This is a genomic window from Polaromonas sp. YR568 (genome assembly GCF_943372955.1).
In the GTDB taxonomy this organism is placed as follows: Bacteria; Pseudomonadota; Gammaproteobacteria; order Burkholderiales; family Burkholderiaceae_C; genus Polaromonas.
The window spans coordinates 255,903-275,646 of the sequence record NZ_CALSAL010000001.1 but is presented as its reverse complement, the minus strand read 5'-3'; the positions used below and the strand labels follow the sequence as shown (position 1 = coordinate 275,646).

Sequence of the window (19,744 nt, the reverse complement as noted above, 5' to 3'; positions counted from 1 at the left end):
ATGACGCGCGGCGGGCCGGTGCGCTCACCTGCCCCGGGCAGGCAAGCGATCACAGACTGTGGAGGGACATGGAAGCAGCGCTGGCGTGCACAGCCAGCAGCTCCGCTGCCCGACTTCACGGGCAAGCCGGGCAATCCAGCTATTTTCGCTGTTTTTAGGGCATCGCCAAATTGAGCTCCGCGCGCGGTGTCCATTTGGCCTCGGGTGGCACGGCTTTGGCAGCCCCGAGGAAGAGCCGCGCTGGTGGCAATTCGCGGCTGGCCAGGTAGTCTTTCACTGCCACACCGCGCTGCACTGCCAGCTCGCGCATGGCGTCGTCGTTCACGGTGATGCTGGCCATCAGCAGTTTTTCCATCTCGGGCACTGGCAGGTCTTTGGCCAGGCCGATCAGGTTGCGCGGCTTCGGCATGTCGGCGCGCTTGTAGACCTCCTTGAGCAGCGCGGGGTACTCGTCGACGCTGACCGTCACGGTGGCCGAGGTGGTGCCGCCCTCCTTCACGGTGCTGCGGCGCTTCTCGGCGCGCACCAGTGCATCGAGCCGCTCCCGCTTGAAGCCTTCGCGCTCCACCTCGACACTGCTGATGCCCACCACGGTGAGTTGCAGCGAGGGGCGGTCCAGCAATGCCTTGGCCACCTTGTCGAGCCCTGCCTTGGCCTCGGCCGACAGCTGTGCGCTGCCGGCTGCAAAGGACACGATGCTCAGCTCATCGCCGCCGCCCCCGAACGCGCTGGCCAGCAGACTGAACGGCGCCGTGATGGCTTTGACGATCACGTTGATGATGACCTTGATGATGATCGGCCCGAGGCTGAACTGCGGGTCGTTGAGTGAGCCGCTGATCGGCAGGTCAATATCGATGACGCCATTGCGGTCGGCCAGCAGTGCCACCGCCAGCTTGACCGGCAGGCTGCCCGGTGCGCCTTCGACCTTGTCGCCAAAAGCGAGCTGGTTCAGGATGACCTTGTTGGTGGCGGTAAGCTGTCCGTCGGGTTTGATGAGATAGCTGACATCGACACTGAGCTTGCCGCGGTTGATGCCATAGCCTGCGTACTTCACTGAATACGGCGAGAGCGGCGGTAACTCCAGATCGCGCACCTTGCCCTTGATGTCCAGCGCCAGCGGCGTGGCCAGCGGATTGAGTTTGCCCAGAATTTCGAGCGAGGCGGTTCCCTCGGCGCGGCCCCGCAACTCGAGATCAGCCATCTCGGGGGCGGCCGGCCCGGTACCGGTGGCAGGGGTCGCAGGCACCGACGAGAACGCACTGAGCTTGCCGGTGAGGTCGCTCAGGTCTGCCGAGTAATTCGGTTTGACGAAGCGGTCGGAGAACAGCACCTTGCCGTTGATGAGGCTCATCGGGCCAAATCGGATCACTGGCTCCAGGCCGCTGCTTGCCGCTGGTGCTGGTGCAGCAGCCCGGGCTGTCGATACCGGAACAGGGGACGTGGCCACCGGCGTAACGACCGGTGGCGTGGCGGGCTTTCTGACCAGATCCTGCAGGTTGATGCGGCCGTCGGGCAGCACGATCACGCGGGCAAAGAAGTCGGTGATCACGGTCTCTTTGACCTCCACCACTGTGGCTCTGGCCGGCTCGACGGTCACATCTACACCGCGCAGGTTGAGCGCTTTCCAGGCCAGCAGGTCTTCGCTGGGCGCGAGTGTGTTGGCCTGAAACTCCTCCAGCGCAACGTTGCCCGCCAGCCGGGCCTGCGGCCCCTTGGGCGTTTGCCGGTACGACACCCGTCCCTTGAAACTGGCATCGGCGCGAAGCAGCTCGATGTTGACTGCATCGGCGAAATAGGGCTCAAAGGCTTGCACCGGCAGGCGGTCCGCCGTGAGCCGCCCCTGCGCCTGAATGGGCAGCAATCCCACCGTGCCATTGAAATCCACCCTGCCCGGCTCGAACCGGCCGGTCGCCAATCGCAGCGAAGCGGCCAGCGGCATGGGCTTGGCTGCTTGTGCCTGCTGGCCGGGTCTGTCGTCCAACACCAGTGCACCCAGGCGGGCCTGGACACCACTGACCTCAAACGCGACCGGCTTGACGCCAGACTTGTCAGCAAACGACATCGCCCCGCCCTGCAGCTGCACATCGTTGATCGCCACCGCCCAGCTGGGCGCCGTGGCGCGGGTGGCTTCGGTGGTTTTGGGCGGCGGTGCAATGACTGGCGTATCGGCTGGCGTACCGGCCACGCCCCTACCTGTTGGTGATTTGGTTGGTGTGACCAGCCAACGCTCATACATCCAGCGCTTGTCGGTGCCCCGGTCCACGAGAGCCCGCGGCTGGGTCAGTTGCAGGGAAGCGGCCTTGAAGGTCTTGCCGGTCACATCCACCTCGGCCTGCGTCAGCTCGACGCGCTTGACCGACACCACCGAGGTTCTGCCCTCGGCCAGTTGCACATCGCCCACGGCAATCTGCGGCGCCATGATCTGCAGCCGCTGTGCCTGGTCGCCGCGAGCGGCCTGCCAATTCACTGCCAGTTCGGCATCCAGCTGCCCATTGAGGGCTGGCAACAGAAACTGGCCCACGTACTTGGCCGCCATGTTCAGCGGCCAGGCAGCGAGTGTGGCTGTGGCTTGCGCCACCTGGTCGGTCGCCGTGCCACGAAAGCTCAGCCGCGCCGGCTGCGCAGGGTGTGCCTCTGCCGGCGCCTTGGCTTTTCTCGCAGTGGTTCCGCCGGGTCTGGAGCTGGCCTTGTCGCCCGGCTCCTGGGCTGGCGGTGCCAGGCTGGCCGAGCCATCAAACTGCAAAGGCGCGTTGGCCGCGAACGGATAGGCCAGCGCCGACGCATTGAGGGCCACATCGGCCAGGCGAATCGTGGCCGGGGCGGCGAGGCTCTCGTCACGCCAGTGGATCTGTCCACCCTCGACGCTCATGCGGGCCATTTCAACCCGCCACGGTCGAGTGGCCGTCTGGCCGGGCGCGGGAGGCGCGCTTTTTGAGGGCGGCAGCACATTGAGCTGACCCGCCCGGTTCCGGCGCAGCTCGATGACTGGCTGGGACAACTCCACCGCAGAAAGCTTGACCACCTGCTCCAGCGGCCGCACGTCGCCCATGACGATGTGCAGGCGCTCAAAACGGAGCAGATCGTGGTTGGCAACGGTGTTGCCCATCACCGGGGCCCCCTGACTGGCGGGTGCAGAGGAGCCTTCAGCCGGCAGGGTATCCAGAATCCGCACCTGGTTGGCCGTGACGGTGCCAGAGATGCGAACCACCGTGCCAGGGCTTTGCTCGAAAGCCACCTTCACCTCGGCGTTCACCACGGCACTTTGCAGCCGCACTGGCAATCCGGCTGGCCAGTAACCGAGATAGGGACTCAGGTCGAAGCCGACAAGATTCAGCGTGGCATCGGTTTTGCGCGTCTGGGCGAACGGTGTTCCGACCGCCGCGGTATCGAAGCTGCTGCCGTTGAGCTTGAAGGCAAGGTGCGGGTTGGTTTTGACCTCACGCTGGGACGGCAGGTTACTCAGGAAAGGCAGTGACAGGTTCAGTTCACGGACGGTGTGGGTTTTTGCCACTGGCAGATCGGCAAAATCCAGCTCGCCTCCCCGAATCACCAGGTTGTAGAGGGCAAAACGTGGCGTCTTGGCGGCGGGCTCACTTGGCGAGGCGGCCAGGCGTGTCAGAACATCGTCGATGTCGTAGCGCCCCTCAGCCAGCCGGCTGAGAAAAACTACTGGTGCGTCCACCTCAATGGCGTCAACCACCGGCGCCAGCCGCAGCAGGGACTGCAATTCACCATCTATATATATACGCTTGATCTTCATCTGGGAAGCAGCGTTGGCCCCTGCAGCGCCTGGCGCTTTCAGGATGGCGAGGTCAGTGAGCGTGATCTCCAGCGACCATGGCTTGAAGTCAACCGCTCCCAGGGTGACCTGACGCCCCAGTTTTTCAGAAGCGATTTTTTCGATCTGCGACTTCACCAGCGGTGGCACAGCAGCCCAGGCCACCGCCCAAAGCAACACCAGACTGCCCAACGCCCACGCCGCACGCCGCCGCCAGAGGGAACTGCGGGTCACGGCAAGGGCCTGCGAAGGAAGATTTCTGGCCGCTGCACGCCAATCGGCAGTGCGCAGGCGGGTGACCAGGAAGGCGGTGTCGAGCTGGGGCATAGGCTCCGAGTTTTTAGCGTTAGCGCCCATTGGTCAATGGGCAAGCACGATGAGCCCCGCAAAACATCGGGATTGGGCCTGCTGCGCAGGCCCCAAATGAAAAACCCCGGTCAGCTGAACCGACCGGGGTTGACGGCGGGCGTGATGCTCATGCCGTCGGACTTCGCAAGGGAGAGCGTTATCGTCTCACAGTGCGATGGAGGCAAGTGATTGCCTCCAATTGTCCCGGGGTTGGTTACCCGGGTGATGCCTGAATTCCTCAGGCACCGCCAGATTAAACCTGCCAGCCGCCGCCTGCAAGCGCAACTTTTCAATCACGATGGCCGGTGTGATTGCTGTTCTCATGGACACATCTCTTTCACCTCCCCACCCCATCGTGCAGCACTGGCCCATGCGAGATGCACATGTCAGTGAATGACCGACAAGTGGACGGGAAAGCGGCTGATTTCACCGTTTGGGGAGCTGAACTTAAGCTGGCGTGTTGCATCAATAAGCCGTTGCAAGTGCCTTGTCCCAGTCGGTTTTGGCCCGATTGCCCGTGTTTCGCCTCGCTTTTTAACTACTTTTAATAATATTATTTATAATTTATATTATTGACAGGTTATTAAACAAGCCCATAGAATCCGCGCAGTTCCAAAAACTTAGGGACAACCCGAACCCGCTGCCCTCTTCAACGACGAAGCTGGCAACGTCAAACCGATGGGGTGACACCCCACCAGACTCTCAGTCGAGAGCGTTACGGTTTGATGGCGACCCAATCAAAGTCTGCGCGGCCCCTCCAGGCTTGCAGACGTAGAAAGGAGTGCTATGACAGCGCTAGGAAAATTCGGCTCCGGTCTGAATGTCAAAACGCACGTGAACAACGTGCGCAGCAGTGTCTCGAACATTGTTGACGACATCGCCCAGGGCTTTTTCGAGATCACGCACAACAGCTTTGCCCTTCTGGGCTTGGCGGTCGTGTTTGCCGTGATTACCCTCACCGCCCGGCCCGACCTGCGTCAGGCTGGCGAAATGAAACTGATGACCTGGTTGCAAGAGCGCCAGGACGAAGCACTGGGCTTTACCGAGCCCGGCGCAATCGAGCGTGCCACCGCGTCCAACCCCAAGGACTTGCCTGCCCCGCAGGCAGCCATTGCCTACTGGTTGAGCAAAAAATACGCCGTGGCGCCTGAGCCGCTGAGTGTTCTGGTGGCCGAGGCCTATGAGATCGGTGCCAAAGCCCGGCTCGACCCCACGCTGATTCTGGCCATCATGGCCATTGAGTCCGGCTTCAATCCCTTCGCGCAAAGCCCGGTGGGTGCACAGGGCCTGATGCAGGTGATGACCAAGGTCCATCACGACAAGTACGACAACTTTGGTGGCAGACTGGCCGCGTTCGACCCGGTGACCAATCTCCGGGTGGGCGTCAAGGTATTGCAGGAATGCATCGCCCGTGCAGGCTCCATCGAAGGGGGTCTCAAGTATTACGTGGGCGCTGCCAACCTGGAAGATGACGGCGGTTATGCCAGCAAGGTGATGGCTGAGCATGCACGTCTGCAGGCGGTGGCGGGCTCCAAGCGACCATCGCCCTTCCTCAACGCAGGGGATCAGGCGCGCCCCGTGCCGGCTTCGCTGCCAGCCCAGCCCGAGACTGCCGCACCCGCAGACCAGGCTCCAGAAAAAGTGGCCCTGCTCAGCCGTTCCTGAACGGCGCCTTTTCGGTGCCCCTCAGTTACACTAGGGGAGTGCGCAACTGGCGATAGGCTGGCGGTTTTTCAAGCCGCTCGGCTGACGTGGGACACCACTGGGAAGCGCACCGCTGACAGCCGATGGGCCGAAGCGTTCAGCCGTTCGCCTGGGCAGCCCTTGCTTTCACCGGTCACGCTCGACCGGTGAACAAGGATACAAGTCTTGAAGGACTGCCATGTACCACCGCAACATCCTGGTCGAACAGACCGATCCCGAAATTTTTGCTGCCATTCAGGCTGAGAATGCCCGGCAGGAGCACCACATCGAGCTGATTGCGAGCGAGAACTACGCCTCGCCTGCCGTGATGGCAGCCCAGGGCTCGCAGCTCACCAACAAATACGCTGAAGGCTATCCCGGCCGCCGCTACTACGGTGGCTGCGAGCATGTGGACGTGGCCGAGCAATTGGCGATCGACCGCATCAAGACCATCTTCGGCGCCGACGCAGCCAACGTGCAGCCGCATTGCGGCGCTTCGGCCAACGAGGCCGTGTTCCTGGCCTTCCTCAAGCCCGGCGACACCATCATGGGCATGAGCCTGGCTGAAGGCGGTCACCTGACGCACGGCATGGCGCTGAATATCAGCGGCAAATGGTTCAACGTGGTCTCCTATGGTCTCAATGCCAAGGAAGAAATCGACTACGACGCCATGGAGCGCAAGGCGCACGAGACCAAGCCCAAACTCATCATCGCCGGTGCCTCGGCCTACAGCCTGCATATCGACTTTGCCCGCTTCGCCAAAGTGGCGAAAGACGTTGGCGCCATCTTCATGGTGGACATGGCCCACTACGCGGGCCTGATTGCCGCAGGCGTGTACCCCAACCCGGTTCCGCATGCCGACGTCGTGACCTCCACCACCCACAAGAGCCTGCGTGGCCCGCGTGGCGGCATCATCCTGATGAAGGCCGAGCACGAGAAAGCCATCAACAGCGCCATCTTCCCCGGCCTGCAGGGCGGTCCACTGATGCACGTGATCGCCGCCAAGGCGGTGGCCTTCAAGGAAGCCATGTCGCCAGACTTCAAGGCTTACCAGCAACAGGTGATCAAGAACGCGCAGATCGTGGCCGACACGCTGACGCAGCGCGGTTTGCGCATTGTGAGCGGTCGCACCGAGAGCCACGTGATGCTGGTCGACCTGCGCGCCAAGGGCATCACCGGCAAGGAAGCCGAGGCCGTACTGGGCAGCGCCCACATGACTATCAACAAGAACGCCATTCCGAACGACCCCGAGAAACCGATGGTCACCAGCGGTGTGCGCATCGGCACGCCGGCGATGACCACGCGCGGCTTCAAGGACGAAGAGGCGCGACTGACCGCCAACCTGATCGCTGACGTGCTGGACAGCCCGCGCGACGCGGCCAACATTGAAGCGGTGCGTGCCAAGGTCAACGCCCTGACCGCCCGGTTCCCGGTGTACAAGTGATCCTTCCCCTGAGGCGCTGCGCGCCTTCCGTCCTGAACGCCGTCCCTCGGCGGCAGAGGGAATGCGCCCAGTGGTCCGGCAAAGCCGGTTCCGCGGGCGCCCCTGATGGGGTCCAGGCTTTCGCATTTGAAGGCTCGCAGCCATGAAGTGCCCGTTCTGCGGCAACCTGGAAACCCAGGTGGTGGAGACCCGGGTGGCCGAAGATGCGGACTTCATCCGCCGCCGGCGGCAGTGCGGCGCCTGTGAAAAGCGCTTTACCACCTACGAGCGACCCGACGTCAACTTTCCCGCCATCGTCAAGAAGGACGGCCGGCGCATCGAATACAAGCGCAGCAAGATCCTCGACTCGATGACGCTGGCGCTGCGAAAGCGTCCGGTCAGTACCGAGCAGGTGGACTCGGCCATTGAACGCATCGAGGAAAAGCTGCTGAACCTGGGGCTGCGCGAAGTGGCGTCCAACCGCCTCGGTGAGCTGGTCATGCGCGAGCTCAAGAAGCTCGACAAGGTGGCCTACGTCCGTTTTGCCAGCGTCTACCGCAGCTTTGAGGATATTGACGAATTCAAGACGCTGGTTGATGAAGTGGGCGGCAATTCATCGAAGGGGCGCTGAATCCACCAACGCGACACCAATGCGACGCCTTCAGGCGCGTGCACGGCCATTAGCCGCAGTGGCTCACCGTCAGACGGGTGGTTCTCACCCTGCCGGTATTGCTGAGGACCAACTGGCGCGCCTCGGACGGCGCTGCCGACGGCACACAGACTGTGAACGTACCCGCCTGGAAGGCGCCAGAAGTGTGACGGGCCATGCCCAGACCGGTGTAGGAGACATAGTTCGCAACCGTGCTGTTGCCGGTCAACCGGAGTGGCGAAGAAGACGGCTGCTCACGAAACAGCATTTCCTCACCCGGATCACGGCTGGCGTTGTTGTTGACGTCGTTGAAGACAATCCAGCCTTCATGCCAGCCCCCGGTGCTGACGCACTGATCGCCAGCCGGCGATTTGCAGAGCACCACTCTTGAATTGCGTGCAATGGCCTCGCTGCGGGCAAGCTGAAGTCCTGTGAACAGGCTGTTGGCGCTCGCCGTCAAGCGGAATGAATCGGTCAGCTTGCCCATCGCGGGTGCCGCGACCGCCTGAAATGTGATGGCCAGCGCCAGCACCACCAACACTTCGAGCAGCGACACACCGTCCTGCCCGGACCGTTTGGACCTCCCCATCAGACCTCCCTGCTTTTTTGTTTGTCTTTAGCGATGACCCTCCTTCGTGCGAGGCGGTGTCACCCATGCGACAAATCGTAGCGGGACCCTTGGCGGGTGACATCCTCACATTGGAGGAGATCAGCTCGATTCAGCAGGGAAATAAAAACATCAAGGGCAGCGGGCGACGGTGCATGACCGCCCGCTGCCGGAAACTCATTTCTTGTACCAGTAGGTCCGGCGGATATTCTTGGGCACCGCCTTGGTCGGGGTGCAGGCGCCGAGTGCGGACTTGCAATCGCCGCTGGCACCGCCGCCGCCACCGCCGCCGCAACCCACGCAGAATTCCTTCTTGACGTCTCCTTTGGCGGTGCTGATGGTCACGATACCGGCGGTCGGCGTTGGCGGCAGACCGCCACCATCGTAGATGGTGAAGTCGTAGGCACCAGTAAATGGATTGAGTGCGTAGCCCTTGGCCTCACCGAGGTTGGAGGAACACGAGGTGAGGCTCGGGGGCGTTGGCCGGTTGGTTCCGAAGAACGTGGTTCCGCGAATGGTTAACGAGGCATTGACGGATTTTTCACCGGTCGCATAGGTCGTGTAGAAGCCTTTCAAGGTTCCGTTGTAGGCTTCAGTCGATGCATCGAATAGGGTCGCCTCTGTGATGGTTGTGGCAGTGGATGAGTCCTTGCCCGTGATGGTGTCCTTGATCGCATAGAAACGGTTGGTCACGTTGTAGGACGATCCGGTTGCCGTACTCTTCAGCGGATGCTCCCGGTCACCAGAACCCAGCAAGACCACGTCATACGAGCTCACGCCACCCGTCACCCCGACTGGAAGTACGCTGGGCGGGAAGAAGAACTTGCGGGGGGTCGTGCCACTGCTGCACGTGCCGGCGCTGCATCCCAACGCGGCCAGCTTGGTCACTTGCCATTTGTCGGGTGTATTGCCGCCGGCGGGTTCGAGGTCCACCCGCCAGACGTTGCCGCCCATGTCTGGCGCGTAGAAGCGGTCGGTCTTGCCATCGTTGTCACGGTCCACAAAACTGATGTCACTTGGGATGGACCAGTTCATGCCCGATACGCCACAAGCCGCCTGGGTCGAATTGCCCGAGCATGAAGTAGCGCCTGCCGTGTACCCCGCACTCCAGACCCGCGCGCCAGTTGCAGCGTCCAGCACAAAGACGCCACGCCCCATCGTGCCCGCCACGGGCGGCTCGCTGTCTTCGGCGGTGTCGTATCCCGCACCAAACACCACCACAGGGTTGGCATAGCCATTGACCAGAGTCACCCGCGGACGGGACCAGGTCTGTCCCAATTCACTGAACCCCGTGTCGGTCGAGCTGACTTTCCACATGAATTTGGGATCAGTTGGCTCCGTCACATCCAGGGCATAGATGAAACGCCCGCCCCTGCGCATGGTGAGGTACAGATAAGCCTTGTCAATCGTGCCGTCCGCCTTCAGTTGCTGGAAGACGCCCGCTGAACCATCCATGAAATAGTCTTTTGGCTGGGCGCTGGCCAGCGCCGTCGACGGAAGCTTCAGTTCGGGGCTGTTGATGCGCTGGCGGTTCAACTTGCCGAAAAATTCGGGCAACACCAGACCCCACAACTCCTCGCCAGGTTTGACGCCAGAGCTGTTGTCCGGAATATTGGTTGCCTGACTACCGTTCACGGCGCGGAAAATGCCGTCATTCGCACCGTAATAAACCACCAGACCCCGACCATCACCGTAGTTGACCACGACGGGGCGCGAATGCAGCACATCTCCGTGAACAGACGGACGAACCGTGTAGCCGCTTCCGGGACTGGCTTCATCACCAAAGTTGTCTTCGCCGCGCACCCAGTTGATCAAGGCCGTGCGGTCGATTGAACCAGACTTGCTGACCGTGATGGTCCCGGTGGCTGGAGTGGTTGGCGTCGTGACGACCGTGAAGTTGAACGTGTTGGTCGTGACCCCGGAGACCACGAAGCTGCCGACGTAAGCCGATTCGTTCGTTCCGGCAGTTCCGCCGATATTCACGGTCTGCCCGTTTGTGAAGCCGTGCGCCGCGGCAGTGGCCGTGGCAATGGTTCCCACCCTTGTCAGGCTGGTGATGGTTTTGGGGTTGCCGGATCCATCGGCAGTGATGGTGCCGGTGGCAGGGCTGGTCGGGGTCGTCGCACTGATCGCGTAGGTGAACGACTTGTTGGTCTTCGAGATGATGGAAACAGGGCCGATGTTGTACTCAGGGATCGCCACGTTTGATGCATCAGCAACGCCAGAGATAGTTACCTGGTTGCCGGCAGAGAATCCGTGGTTTGCGGTGGTGGTGACCGTGACCGTGGTGCTTCCGGTGGCCCGCACGACACCGGGCGTGGGGTTGCTGTTGTAGGCCTCAATGTTGCGGGTCGTGCTACCCACCTTGGCGGTACCACCACCAGCCGGAGACACCGGTCCCTCCGTCAGCGTATACGAGAAGGAGTTCACATTGATGGGGGTAACCGTGAAAGTCCCGTTGTATTGCGCTTGGGTCGCGCCCGAAATGGTGACGGACTGCCCCGACGTAAAGCCATGACCGGGCAGGGTCACGGTTGCCGTGGATCCACTGCGCGTGATGGAAGTAACCGTCTGAGGCGCACCAGGCCGCGATGCGCTGTAAGTGCCAAGCGCAGGCGTCACCGGATACTCAGGTACGGTGAATGTGAACGTGGTTGCGCCCGTCACTGTGACAGAGGCTTTGTTACCGTTGTACTCGCTCTGATTGGCGCCGCTGATCGAGACAGTGTCGCCAGAGGTGAGCCCATGGTTGCTGCTGGTCGTCACGGTTGCCGTGGTGCCTGAGCGTACGATGGAAGACACGGAAATGGGCGAAGAGGCGCTCAGCATCGCATCGGTGATCGCCGCGTTGGTCGTCGCGAACGCATTGCCAGAGGCGGTCAGTGTGGACGAACAGCTGCTGCCACCCGGGCAGTAGGTGTACAGCCGACGCGGACTGGACGGTGTGGAGAGGTAGTCGACGGACAGATTGTTCACGCGGGAACGCTGCGCTGCGCCACCCTTTTCAACCAGCTCGCCGTCAGGCGCGTCGAAGGCGAGGCCAGAGCCCCGCTGGTCATTGACGAAAAAGCCGCCTGTCGAATCAGGTGCCACGCCAACTTCCTTCCTCGACCAGAAGCTCACAGCGTCAGGCGTGATGAAGCCGGTGCCAGCCGTACTGATGGCCGCATTGCCGTTGCTGTCTCCGAGCTTCAGTGTTGCGGTGTTGGGATCTGGATTGGTCGGATCCGGATACTCCAGAATGAACTGGTACTGCTTGAGGTTGCCGAGCCAGCGTGGATTGGCACCCGAGTCAGGACGGAACATGCCCAGAAAAATCTGGTTCAGGTAGGTACCCTGGGCGTTGACGCTGACTGGAAGGCTGGCAGACGAGAACACGCTGTTGACCGCCTGAACTTCATTGAGGATTTTCAGGATGGCTGTAGAAATTTCATCGTAAGACGAAGTTGCAAAGTACTTTCCACCGCCGTACTTCGCCATGCTAGTCATCAATGCCGGATAGTCGGGCTTGCAACTGGTGCCCAGCAATCCGACGGTATAGGTAGTGATCCCCTGGTTCCCGTCGAAGCCGCCGTAGATGTCCGTCTGATACATGTAGCGCGCCCACTCATCGGCGTACAGACCAGACGATTCAGTGTGGTTACCCATGGTGTAGCTGCCACAGCTGAACGCAGTCGTTCCGTAGGAGCCTGAGGGAACCGTGATGTTCGTCAGCTGGCCGCTGGTGACTCCAGGCGCGGAAGTGAGCGCCGTTCTGGGGCTCGCACTGCCACCATCCCCCGGAGTACCCGCCGTCGTGAACGCGTTGCCGATGAAGATCACAAAATTCTTCTGGCAGCCCGCTGTGGGCTGGATGCCTGCGTACGAACGGCCCGACAAGCCCGTTCTGCCGGCATAGTAGGCCCACGCCTCCTGCATGACCGACCCGGTTGCCTCGCCGTTGGCCTTGATGTACCCATCACCGGCTCCGCCATCTGTCTTCCATGTTTTGATCCAGGCCAGAAAATTGGCTTTGGCCGTACCCGACATCAGCGTCAGCGGCTGAACGAGGCAGCCCCCATCAGATCCACCGCAGTTGGCGTTGTTGATGTCCCGGATGTTGTTGGCGTTGTAAACCATCAATCCGATGTTCACCGTATCAGCGGGCAGGGAGGAAATCACGTTGTAGATGGCGCACTGCTCAATACCACCCGCTGTTCCGTTGAGCGATGGCGCTGTGCCGTCGGAATAGGTGCAGGTGCCTGCGTTGGATGAAAAGTTCGCAGCGTTATCAAGTATCAGCAGGACATTGGGCACGCCAGTCGCACCGCTGTTATCCGCGTAGACGTCAATGTCTTCCGCATGGACGAGAAAAGACGCACCAAACAGGCAGGTGATCAAACAAACGACAAAGAGCTGGATTTTTTTCATGGTGCTGACTCCGCAACCTGTGAGGGCTGAATACGCTAGGTGCAATTGACGGTTGAGGGAACACGGATCGAAATACCCTGGACCTGGCTGGATGTGGTGCCGGTTGCCGCGTCCGTCACGCTGGCCTGGATGTCCCACTGCTGCTGCTTGCATGCAGAAGGCTTGGAAACCATGGTGCCATCGGCCTTGATCGCATTGTCGCCATCGCCGCCCTCGAAACAGGCAACGTCATTGGCCTTGGAAGGGTCCAGCGAGGAACTCAAAATGGGAACCTCAACCAGACAGGTATTCATGGCCTGCACCTGCACGTTGTAGGTTGCCGGTCCGGTAGCCACCGTCACGGTCTGCGCGGCAATCAGGCTCAGGTCTTCGGTCACCTTGATCTGCTCGATCACCTTTTCGATGGCTTCCTGCGTCGCAGCAGAGGCCTCCGCCTGCGTCTGCATGTTGCCGGCGATTCGCAGATTGGTATTGCCGGACTTGAGGCTGAACACCACCAGCAGTGTCAGCACCACCAGCATGATCATGCTGATGAGCAGAGTGGAGCCCTTCTGAGTCTGATGGCGATTCATTGCTCTCTCCGTGCGCTGGGATTCACAAGCCGGATCAACTGGCTGAAAACGCGCCGCTTGAAGGCGTCGTTGGTCGCTGTGGTGGTACCGTCAAGCCCAAGGGTGTAGGTTTTGTTGTCCTGATAGCCGACAGTCCGTTCGTTGTTTCGGGCCAGAACATTGACCCGTATTGCCACCACATCAGCCCAGGCGCCCACCGTGGCAGCATCTTTGGCATAGCTGTCCGGCGCACCGTCACCGGTGGTGTCGAAACCATAATCAAGTTGCAGTTTTTCAATGCCCTCGACGAGGGGCGTTGTCACAAACCTCGTCGCCCCACCCTGTACCGACAACTCCATGCGCTTGAGCGTCGGGACTGAGGTACCCCCATCATCGGTATTAGCTGCCGAGCAGACTGAGCCGGACGCCGGAACGCTGCAAGGGCTGACGTAATAGATATGCACCAGATACTTCCGCAATGCAGCGGTCGTGAGGGTGTCTTTCTTCTTAAGCGTGAACACGGCGGTGTCCACAGCCGTACTGGTCGCGACGCTGATCACGCGGTTGAACTCGAGCCCCGAGGCGCTCAGCCCCGCCTGAAAATAAGCCTGACCCGGAACCAGTGCCCCACTGACGACGGCTGTATCTGCCCGACGCACAACCAGAATGTCCGTACCGTCCAGATGATTGGCGGCAAGCAACGGGCAAGCTGCAAACTCGGCTGGCAAAGTCCCGCCCGGCGAGTCGTATCCCTGCACGGAAAAAGGCATTGCGCTCGACAAATCCGCAGCAGCCACACTGCATGGATCGGGCAGCGTAGTCGGCACCGTCAACGTGGATACGGCGGAAAACTCGCCGTAGTAACCCGCCAGTTGAAGGTCCTCCTGCAGCAATTGCATGGCGTAGCGCCCGTTCTCAATTTGCCGGCTTGATTTTTCAAGCTCTGCCTGCGTACTGCTTTGTCGGGCGATCAGCGTGGTGAGTCCTGCAAGCAGAATCAATCCGATCGTCAGGGAGATCATCCACTCGACCAGAGTCATCCCTCGCTGGCTGTGCAGGGTACGGCGGGAGCGCGCTGGCTGGGACAAGTTTGTCATGGAGTAAGGTCCTCAGCTCAGGCTGGCAATCTGGACTGGAACCGACACGGCACGGCGCTGGGTGTCATCACCGTACAGGTTGGTGCCGCATGTCACGCCAGCAGGAGCTGCGGTTTTACCGGTGCCCTGCCATACCACGCTGACCTGGTACACGCCAGCCGAGACCTGGCTCACGCAACCGCGTGCGCCCAACATGGCACCCGCGTCGTTGGTGCCTATCTTTTCCGCACTGCCCAACAACAGGTTATTCCAGTCGGTCAGATCCTGGACGGCGCGCGCATTCTGATCTGCGGTTCCTGACGTGCACGCCGGGCTCAAAGTGGAGTTGGTTCCCAGATAAGGCGTGCCATCCGCTCCGGTAGTCACCACGTAGCAAACAGCGACCTTGCGATTGGTATTGATGCGATTGACCATGTCCTGCGCTACCACCACTGCCTGCACGCGTTGATACGACTCCAGCTGCGAGCGCTGGCTCTGGACCATCAGCCCCACCAGACCGAGAAGCCCGAGCATCAGGATCACCATGGTGATCAACACCTCGATCATGCTGGACCCTTGCTGGTCACGCCGCGAGGGACGATGAAAAAACCTGCCGCTCACCATCATGAACACGCTCCCAAACGGGTCTTGGGCAACCCACTGAGCTCGAAAGCCACACAACGAACAGCATCCGTTCCAGTGCCGTTGACCTGGACACTGGTTGCAGTGGCCTGCTCCTTCAGTCGCCCGCTGCCCAGGTAGACAACCTCGGTGACACCACTGCTCATGGTGATCCCCGAATAAGCCAGTTGCTCGCCCAGCGAGGTTGTACCGACCTTCACACTCCAGCCGTTGCCCCAACCGCCGGTGGCCGCGAAAAGGCCTACCTCTGCATTGCGCTTGATGGCCTCCGACCGCGCGAACGTGGCAGCGCTGGAAAACTCCCCCGTAGCGGTCTTCACACGCTGCCCGGCAACAAAACTTTTGAATGAAGGAATCCCCACGGCCATCATCACGCTGGCCAGGGCCACAACCGTCAACAGCTCAATGAGAGTGAAACCAGAGGAATGCTGTCGCATACCGACCTTTGTCACCAGCAATCGGAAACGCCGGTGCCAGCACCCGACTTGGTTTTGGTTCCGGTCTGATTGAGCGTCAGGGTTCCACAGGCCGCGTCCTGTACGGCCTGCGCACCTTGGGGGGTGGCCGTGATCAGGTAGCTCGGCGGCGTTGTGGTCATGTCGGCAGTCACCGTCACGGCATACTTGCCATCGATCTCTTTGGGCGCAGGCACGTTCAAAGCCGCCAGATTGGCCGCATAACTGCGCGCGTCAAGAATGTACTGCTCCTGCTTGTTGCTGAGCGTGTACATGTAACTCTGCACAGCCGTCCGGTTGGCACGGGCGATGTACTTGGTGTAGGACGGGTAGGCAATCGCGGACAGGATACCGATGATGGCCACTGTGATCAAAAGCTCCAGCAGCGTGAAACCCCGCTGGCGACGGGCTTTCGCGGAAGACGAGGCTTGGGGAAACGGTGGTTTTCTCATACCCGGCAGTGTCTGACTTGGCACCCCAACCAGCCAGACCCGGCAGACAACTGGTAGGGTTCTTCAGACAAATGGTAAAAATCGTGACATGGCGTCCACTTTTTCACACGAATCCATGGTCCGGTTGGCCATGGAGCAGGCGCAGCAGGCGACCCGCCTGAGCGACCCAAATCCCCGGGTGGGCTGCGTCATCACCTCGCCATCGGGTGAAGTCTTTGGGCTGGGACACACCCAGAGGGTGGGCGAGGCACACGCAGAAGTCATGGCCTTGCGCGACGCAGCCGCCAAAGGGCGTGATGTTCGCGGCGCCACCGCTTTCGTCACCCTGGAGCCCTGCGCCCACCACGGGCGCACCCCACCCTGCTGTGATGCGCTGATTGAGGCAGGCATTGCCAGGGCCGTGGTGGTGCAGCAAGACCCCAACGCACTGGTAGCCGGCAAGGGGCTTGCGCGCATGCGGGCTGCAGGCATTGACGTAGAGGTGCTGCCGCCAGAGCACCCGTCTGCGGTGGCCGTGCGGGAGCTGAACATCGGATTTTTCAGCCGCATGGTCCGTCAAACGCCATGGGTGCGAATGAAGATAGCCGCCTCGCTGGACGGCGTGACTGCCCTGCCCAATGGCCAAAGCCAGTGGATCACGTCGCCTGAGGCCCGCGCCGACGGCCATTCCTGGCGCGCCCGCGCCAGCGCCGTGCTGACCGGCATCGGTACGCTGCTGGAAGACAACCCGCAACTCGACGTCCGCCTTGTCGAGACGGCCCGCCAACCCAGCCGGGTGATTGTGGACAGCCAGTTGCAGACGCCCACCACCGCCCGGATTTTTGACGCAGGCGGCCCGGTCTGGATTTACACGGCGATGGATGACCCCACCCGGTCAGCGGCGCTGAGGGCCCGCGGCGCCACGGTCACCTGCCTGCCCGACCCGAACGGCAAAGTGGACCTGCGCGCGATGATGAAAGACCTCGCCCGCCGCGAAGTCAATGAACTGCATATCGAAGCCGGCAGCAAGCTCAATGGCTCGCTGATCCGTGCGAAGCTGGTCGACGAATTCCTGATTTACCTCGCACCCACCCTGCTTGGCACCGGCGCAGGCATGGCCGCCTGGGGGCCGCTACAAGCCCTCACGGAGGGGCTGGCGCTGGAGTTCCGGTCCACAGAAGCCGTGGGCCAGGACCTTCGGATCCTCGCCCGGGTGGCTGGGAAGGACCCGTTCTAGGGCGCCACCACCCGTTGACAGTCTTTTTTCGCACTTTTGCGCTACCGAGACCCTTCTCGGCTCGGGTGTCACGATTCCCTGCGAAAATAGTGCCATGTTTACCGGAATCATCACCGGCGTGGGGCGCATCGTCGCCATCCACAGCCTGGGCAGCTCTTCAGACCATGGCAAGCGACTCACCATCGAGGCGCCTGCGGGTTACCTTGATGATGTAGGTCTCGGTGACAGCATTGCGCTCAATGGCGCGTGCATGACGGCCACCGCCATTGACCTGGCGCAGCAACGGTTTTCTATCGATATTTCTGCCGAATCGCTGGCCAAAACGACCGGGCTAGCCGAAACCGGCACCATCAACCTCGAAAAAGCGCTGCGCGCCCATGACCGGCTGGGCGGGCATATCGTCTCTGGCCATGTGGATGGCATCGGCACGGTGACGCATTTCGCGGAAGTGGGCGAAAGCTGGGAACTGCGTATCCTCGCCCCAGCCGAACTGGGCAAATACCTGGCCTATAAAGGCTCGATCACCGTCAACGGCGTGAGCCTGACCGTGAACCGTGTGACCGACTTGGCCGCGACCGCCGAACACGCGGGCGGTTGCGAGGTCAGCATCAACCTCATCCCCCACACCGTACAAAACACCGCCCTGGGTCGCCTGCAGCGCGGCTCGCAGGTCAATCTTGAAATCGACCTGATTGCGCGCTATGTCGAGCGCATGCTCGCGGGCGCAGCCACCCCACCGACACATTGAATGAAGCACTGAACCATGACACAGCACGCCGCTACTGCCGCCCCGACGACCATCTCGCCCGTGGAGGACATCGTGGCCGACATGCGTGCCGGACGCATGGTCATCCTGATTGACGAGGAAGACCGCGAAAATGAAGGTGATCTGGTGCTCGCCGCAGACCACGTCACCCCGGAAGCGATCAATTTCATGGCCCGCTACGGTCGTGGCCTGATCTGCCTGACGCTCACACGCGAGCGCTGCGAGCTGCTGCAGCTGCCACCCATGGCCACTCGCAACGGCACCAAGCATTCCACGGCGTTTACTGTCTCGATTGAAGCCGCCGAAGGCGTGACCACCGGCATCTCGGCCGCCGACCGGGCCCGCACTGTGCAGGCCGCCGTCGCAAAGAGCGCCAAGGTGAGCGACTTGGTCCAGCCCGGTCACGTCTTTCCGCTGCAGGCGGTCGATGGCGGTGTGCTGATGCGCGCCGGCCACACCGAAGCCGGTTGCGACCTGGCCGGCATGGCCGGCTGCTCGCCCGCCGCCGTGATCTGCGAAATCATGAAGGACGACGGCACCATGGCCCGCCTGCCCGACCTGCAGGTGTTTGCCGCCGAGCACGGCCTGAAGATCGGCACCATTGCCGACCTGATTGAACACCGCAGCCGCAACGACTCGCTGATCGAGAAGATCGGCTGCCGCCCGCTCAAGACCGCTTTCGGCGAGTTCACCGCCCACGCCTTCCGCGACAAGACCAGCCAGGGTCTGCACCTGGCGCTGGTACTGGGCCAATGGAATCCGGGCGATGCGGTAGTGGCCCGCGTGCATGAACCACTCTCGGTGCTGGACGTGCTCGAAACCGGCCGTTCCATGCATTCGTGGAGCCTGGAAGAAAGCCTGCAACGCATCGCCAAAGAGGGCAAAGGTGTGGCCGTGCTGCTCAATTGCGGCGAGAGCAGCGCACAGCTGCTGGCGCAGTTTGAGGGAACCGCACGCGCCAGCCAGGCACCCGAACGGGGCCGCATGGACCTGCGCACCTATGGCGTGGGCGCGCAAATCCTGCGCGAGTGCGGCGCCTTGAGGATGAACCTCATGGGCAACCCGCGCCGCATGCCCAGCATGACGGGCTATGGCCTCGAAATCGTGGGCTACATCACCAAAGACTGAACCAACTTCATAAAAACCGGAAAAAGGGAGTACACCGTGTTCGGAGCCGACAAGGGAACCGCTGACAAGCTCGATGGCCACAAGCTGTCCATCGGCATTGTCCAGGCACGCTTCAACGAAAGCGTGACCAATGCACTGGCCACCGCCTGCCGCGACGAGCTGCTGGCGCTGGGCGTGCAGGAGAAAAACATCACCCACGTGAAGGTGCCAGGCGCCCTGGAAGTGCCATGTGCCCTGCAGGCCATGGCCGAGAGCAGCAAGTACGACGCGCTGATTGCGCTGGGCTGCATCATCCGTGGCGAGACCTACCACTTCGAGCTGGTCGCCAACGAAAGCGGCTCGGCCGTCACCCGACTGGCGCTGGATTACCAGCTGCCGATTGCCAACGCGATTCTCACCACGGAGAACCTCGCACAAGCCGAGGCCCGGCAGCATGAAAAAGGGCAGGACGCCGCCCGCGTGGCCGTCGAAATGGCCAACCTTTTGGAGGAACTGGGTTGACCCCACCGGTCAGCCCGCCGGCCACCTTGCCGACACCGATTGACGCCATGCCGTACGCA

At 61.7% G+C, this 19,744-nt stretch carries 15 protein-coding genes and 1 riboswitch; of the genes, 7 read left to right on the top strand and 8 right to left on the bottom strand.

Annotation, left to right across the window (positions count from 1 at the left end):
* Positions 1 to 154: 154 nt before the first annotated feature.
* The gene (locus tag AAG793_RS01295; protein ID WP_341902964.1) at positions 155 to 4,105 is read right to left on the bottom strand and encodes a DUF748 domain-containing protein; all 3,951 of its coding nucleotides are present in this window, start codon (positions 4,103 to 4,105) and stop codon (positions 155 to 157) included.
* 807 nt (positions 4,106 to 4,912) lie between these two features.
* On the opposite strand from AAG793_RS01295, the gene AAG793_RS01290 reads away from it, so the two are divergent.
* The 3 genes from AAG793_RS01290 to nrdR all read left to right on the top strand — a co-directional run bounded on the left by AAG793_RS01290 (position 4,913) and on the right by nrdR (position 7,863).
* Positions 4,913 to 5,791 carry a transglycosylase SLT domain-containing protein gene (locus AAG793_RS01290; RefSeq protein WP_341902961.1) on the top strand — a complete coding sequence of 293 codons (879 nt, stop codon included), beginning with the start codon at positions 4,913 to 4,915 and terminating at the stop codon, positions 5,789 to 5,791.
* A 32-nt stretch (positions 5,792 to 5,823) separates the two neighbouring features.
* Positions 5,824 to 5,952, top strand: a riboswitch (ZMP/ZTP riboswitch).
* Between the two features lie 56 nt (positions 5,953 to 6,008).
* Positions 6,009 to 7,253 carry a serine hydroxymethyltransferase gene (gene glyA / locus AAG793_RS01285; RefSeq protein ID WP_341902959.1) on the top strand — a complete coding sequence of 415 codons (1,245 nt, stop codon included), beginning with the start codon at positions 6,009 to 6,011 and terminating at the stop codon, positions 7,251 to 7,253.
* 142 nt (positions 7,254 to 7,395) lie between these two features.
* Entirely contained in the window at positions 7,396 to 7,863 is a 468-nt protein-coding gene (gene nrdR, locus AAG793_RS01280) for a transcriptional regulator NrdR (protein WP_341902956.1), read from the top strand.
* 49 nt (positions 7,864 to 7,912) lie between these two features.
* Here the strand turns inward: nrdR and AAG793_RS01275 are convergent, their stop codons facing one another.
* From AAG793_RS01275 to AAG793_RS01245, 7 genes are all read right to left on the bottom strand, one after another.
* Positions 7,913 to 8,470, bottom strand: a complete 558-nt coding sequence (locus tag AAG793_RS01275; RefSeq protein ID WP_341902953.1) for a GspH/FimT family protein — start codon at positions 8,468 to 8,470, stop codon at positions 7,913 to 7,915.
* A gap of 195 nt (positions 8,471 to 8,665) precedes the next feature.
* Complete coding sequence (locus tag AAG793_RS01270) at positions 8,666 to 12,898, bottom strand: PilC/PilY family type IV pilus protein (RefSeq protein ID WP_341902950.1); 4,233 nt, start codon at positions 12,896 to 12,898, stop codon at positions 8,666 to 8,668.
* Between the two features lie 35 nt (positions 12,899 to 12,933).
* A complete protein-coding gene (locus AAG793_RS01265) occupies positions 12,934 to 13,470 on the bottom strand; it encodes a hypothetical protein (RefSeq protein WP_341902946.1) in 537 nt (178 codons plus the stop codon).
* Positions 13,467 to 14,546 carry a PilW family protein gene (locus AAG793_RS01260; protein ID WP_341902943.1) on the bottom strand — a complete coding sequence of 360 codons (1,080 nt, stop codon included), beginning with the start codon at positions 14,544 to 14,546 and terminating at the stop codon, positions 13,467 to 13,469. Before AAG793_RS01260 ends, AAG793_RS01265 begins: the two co-directional genes overlap by 4 nt.
* A gap of 12 nt (positions 14,547 to 14,558) precedes the next feature.
* The gene (pilV, locus tag AAG793_RS01255) at positions 14,559 to 15,149 is read right to left on the bottom strand and encodes a type IV pilus modification protein PilV (protein ID WP_341905334.1); all 591 of its coding nucleotides are present in this window, start codon (positions 15,147 to 15,149) and stop codon (positions 14,559 to 14,561) included.
* Positions 15,149 to 15,619: a GspH/FimT family pseudopilin gene (locus AAG793_RS01250; RefSeq protein WP_341905332.1), complete on the bottom strand. Its 471-nt coding sequence runs from the start codon at positions 15,617 to 15,619 to the stop codon at positions 15,149 to 15,151. Before AAG793_RS01250 ends, pilV begins: the two co-directional genes overlap by 1 nt.
* A complete protein-coding gene (locus tag AAG793_RS01245) occupies positions 15,616 to 16,074 on the bottom strand; it encodes a type IV pilin protein (protein WP_341902940.1) in 459 nt (152 codons plus the stop codon). Before AAG793_RS01245 ends, AAG793_RS01250 begins: the two co-directional genes overlap by 4 nt.
* An 88-nt stretch (positions 16,075 to 16,162) precedes the next feature.
* Between AAG793_RS01245 and ribD the strand changes: the two genes are divergently transcribed.
* The 4 genes from ribD (at position 16,163) to ribH (ending at position 19,685) form a co-directional block, all read left to right on the top strand.
* Complete coding sequence (gene ribD / locus AAG793_RS01240) at positions 16,163 to 17,290, top strand: bifunctional diaminohydroxyphosphoribosylaminopyrimidine deaminase/5-amino-6-(5-phosphoribosylamino)uracil reductase RibD (RefSeq protein ID WP_341902936.1); 1,128 nt, start codon at positions 16,163 to 16,165, stop codon at positions 17,288 to 17,290.
* 94 nt (positions 17,291 to 17,384) lie between these two features.
* Positions 17,385 to 18,038, top strand: coding sequence for a riboflavin synthase (locus tag AAG793_RS01235; RefSeq protein WP_341902933.1), 654 nt, complete (start codon positions 17,385 to 17,387; stop codon positions 18,036 to 18,038).
* 15 nt (positions 18,039 to 18,053) lie between these two features.
* Positions 18,054 to 19,184 carry a bifunctional 3,4-dihydroxy-2-butanone-4-phosphate synthase/GTP cyclohydrolase II gene (ribBA, locus tag AAG793_RS01230; protein ID WP_341902930.1) on the top strand — a complete coding sequence of 377 codons (1,131 nt, stop codon included), beginning with the start codon at positions 18,054 to 18,056 and terminating at the stop codon, positions 19,182 to 19,184.
* A gap of 36 nt (positions 19,185 to 19,220) precedes the next feature.
* Positions 19,221 to 19,685, top strand: a complete 465-nt coding sequence (ribH, locus tag AAG793_RS01225; RefSeq protein ID WP_341902928.1) for a 6,7-dimethyl-8-ribityllumazine synthase — start codon at positions 19,221 to 19,223, stop codon at positions 19,683 to 19,685.
* Positions 19,686 to 19,744 lie beyond the last annotated feature (59 nt).

Coding starts and splice junctions, on each gene's coding strand:
- ribBA (WP_341902930.1), top strand. CDS start 18,054: ATGACACAGCACGCCGCTACTGCCGCCCCGACGACCATCTCGCCCGTG.
- nrdR (WP_341902956.1), top strand. CDS start 7,396: ATGAAGTGCCCGTTCTGCGGCAACCTGGAAACCCAGGTGGTGGAGACC.
- AAG793_RS01245 (WP_341902940.1), bottom strand. CDS start 16,074: ATGAGAAAACCACCGTTTCCCCAAGCCTCGTCTTCCGCGAAAGCCCGT.
- pilV (WP_341905334.1), bottom strand. CDS start 15,149: ATGGTGAGCGGCAGGTTTTTTCATCGTCCCTCGCGGCGTGACCAGCAA.
- AAG793_RS01275 (WP_341902953.1), bottom strand. CDS start 8,470: ATGGGGAGGTCCAAACGGTCCGGGCAGGACGGTGTGTCGCTGCTCGAA.
- AAG793_RS01265 (WP_341902946.1), bottom strand. CDS start 13,470: ATGAATCGCCATCAGACTCAGAAGGGCTCCACTCTGCTCATCAGCATG.
- glyA (WP_341902959.1), top strand. CDS start 6,009: ATGTACCACCGCAACATCCTGGTCGAACAGACCGATCCCGAAATTTTT.
- ribD (WP_341902936.1), top strand. CDS start 16,163: ATGGCGTCCACTTTTTCACACGAATCCATGGTCCGGTTGGCCATGGAG.
- AAG793_RS01295 (WP_341902964.1), bottom strand. CDS start 4,105: ATGCCCCAGCTCGACACCGCCTTCCTGGTCACCCGCCTGCGCACTGCC.
- AAG793_RS01260 (WP_341902943.1), bottom strand. CDS start 14,546: ATGACAAACTTGTCCCAGCCAGCGCGCTCCCGCCGTACCCTGCACAGC.
- AAG793_RS01270 (WP_341902950.1), bottom strand. CDS start 12,898: ATGAAAAAAATCCAGCTCTTTGTCGTTTGTTTGATCACCTGCCTGTTT.
- AAG793_RS01290 (WP_341902961.1), top strand. CDS start 4,913: ATGACAGCGCTAGGAAAATTCGGCTCCGGTCTGAATGTCAAAACGCAC.
- AAG793_RS01235 (WP_341902933.1), top strand. CDS start 17,385: ATGTTTACCGGAATCATCACCGGCGTGGGGCGCATCGTCGCCATCCAC.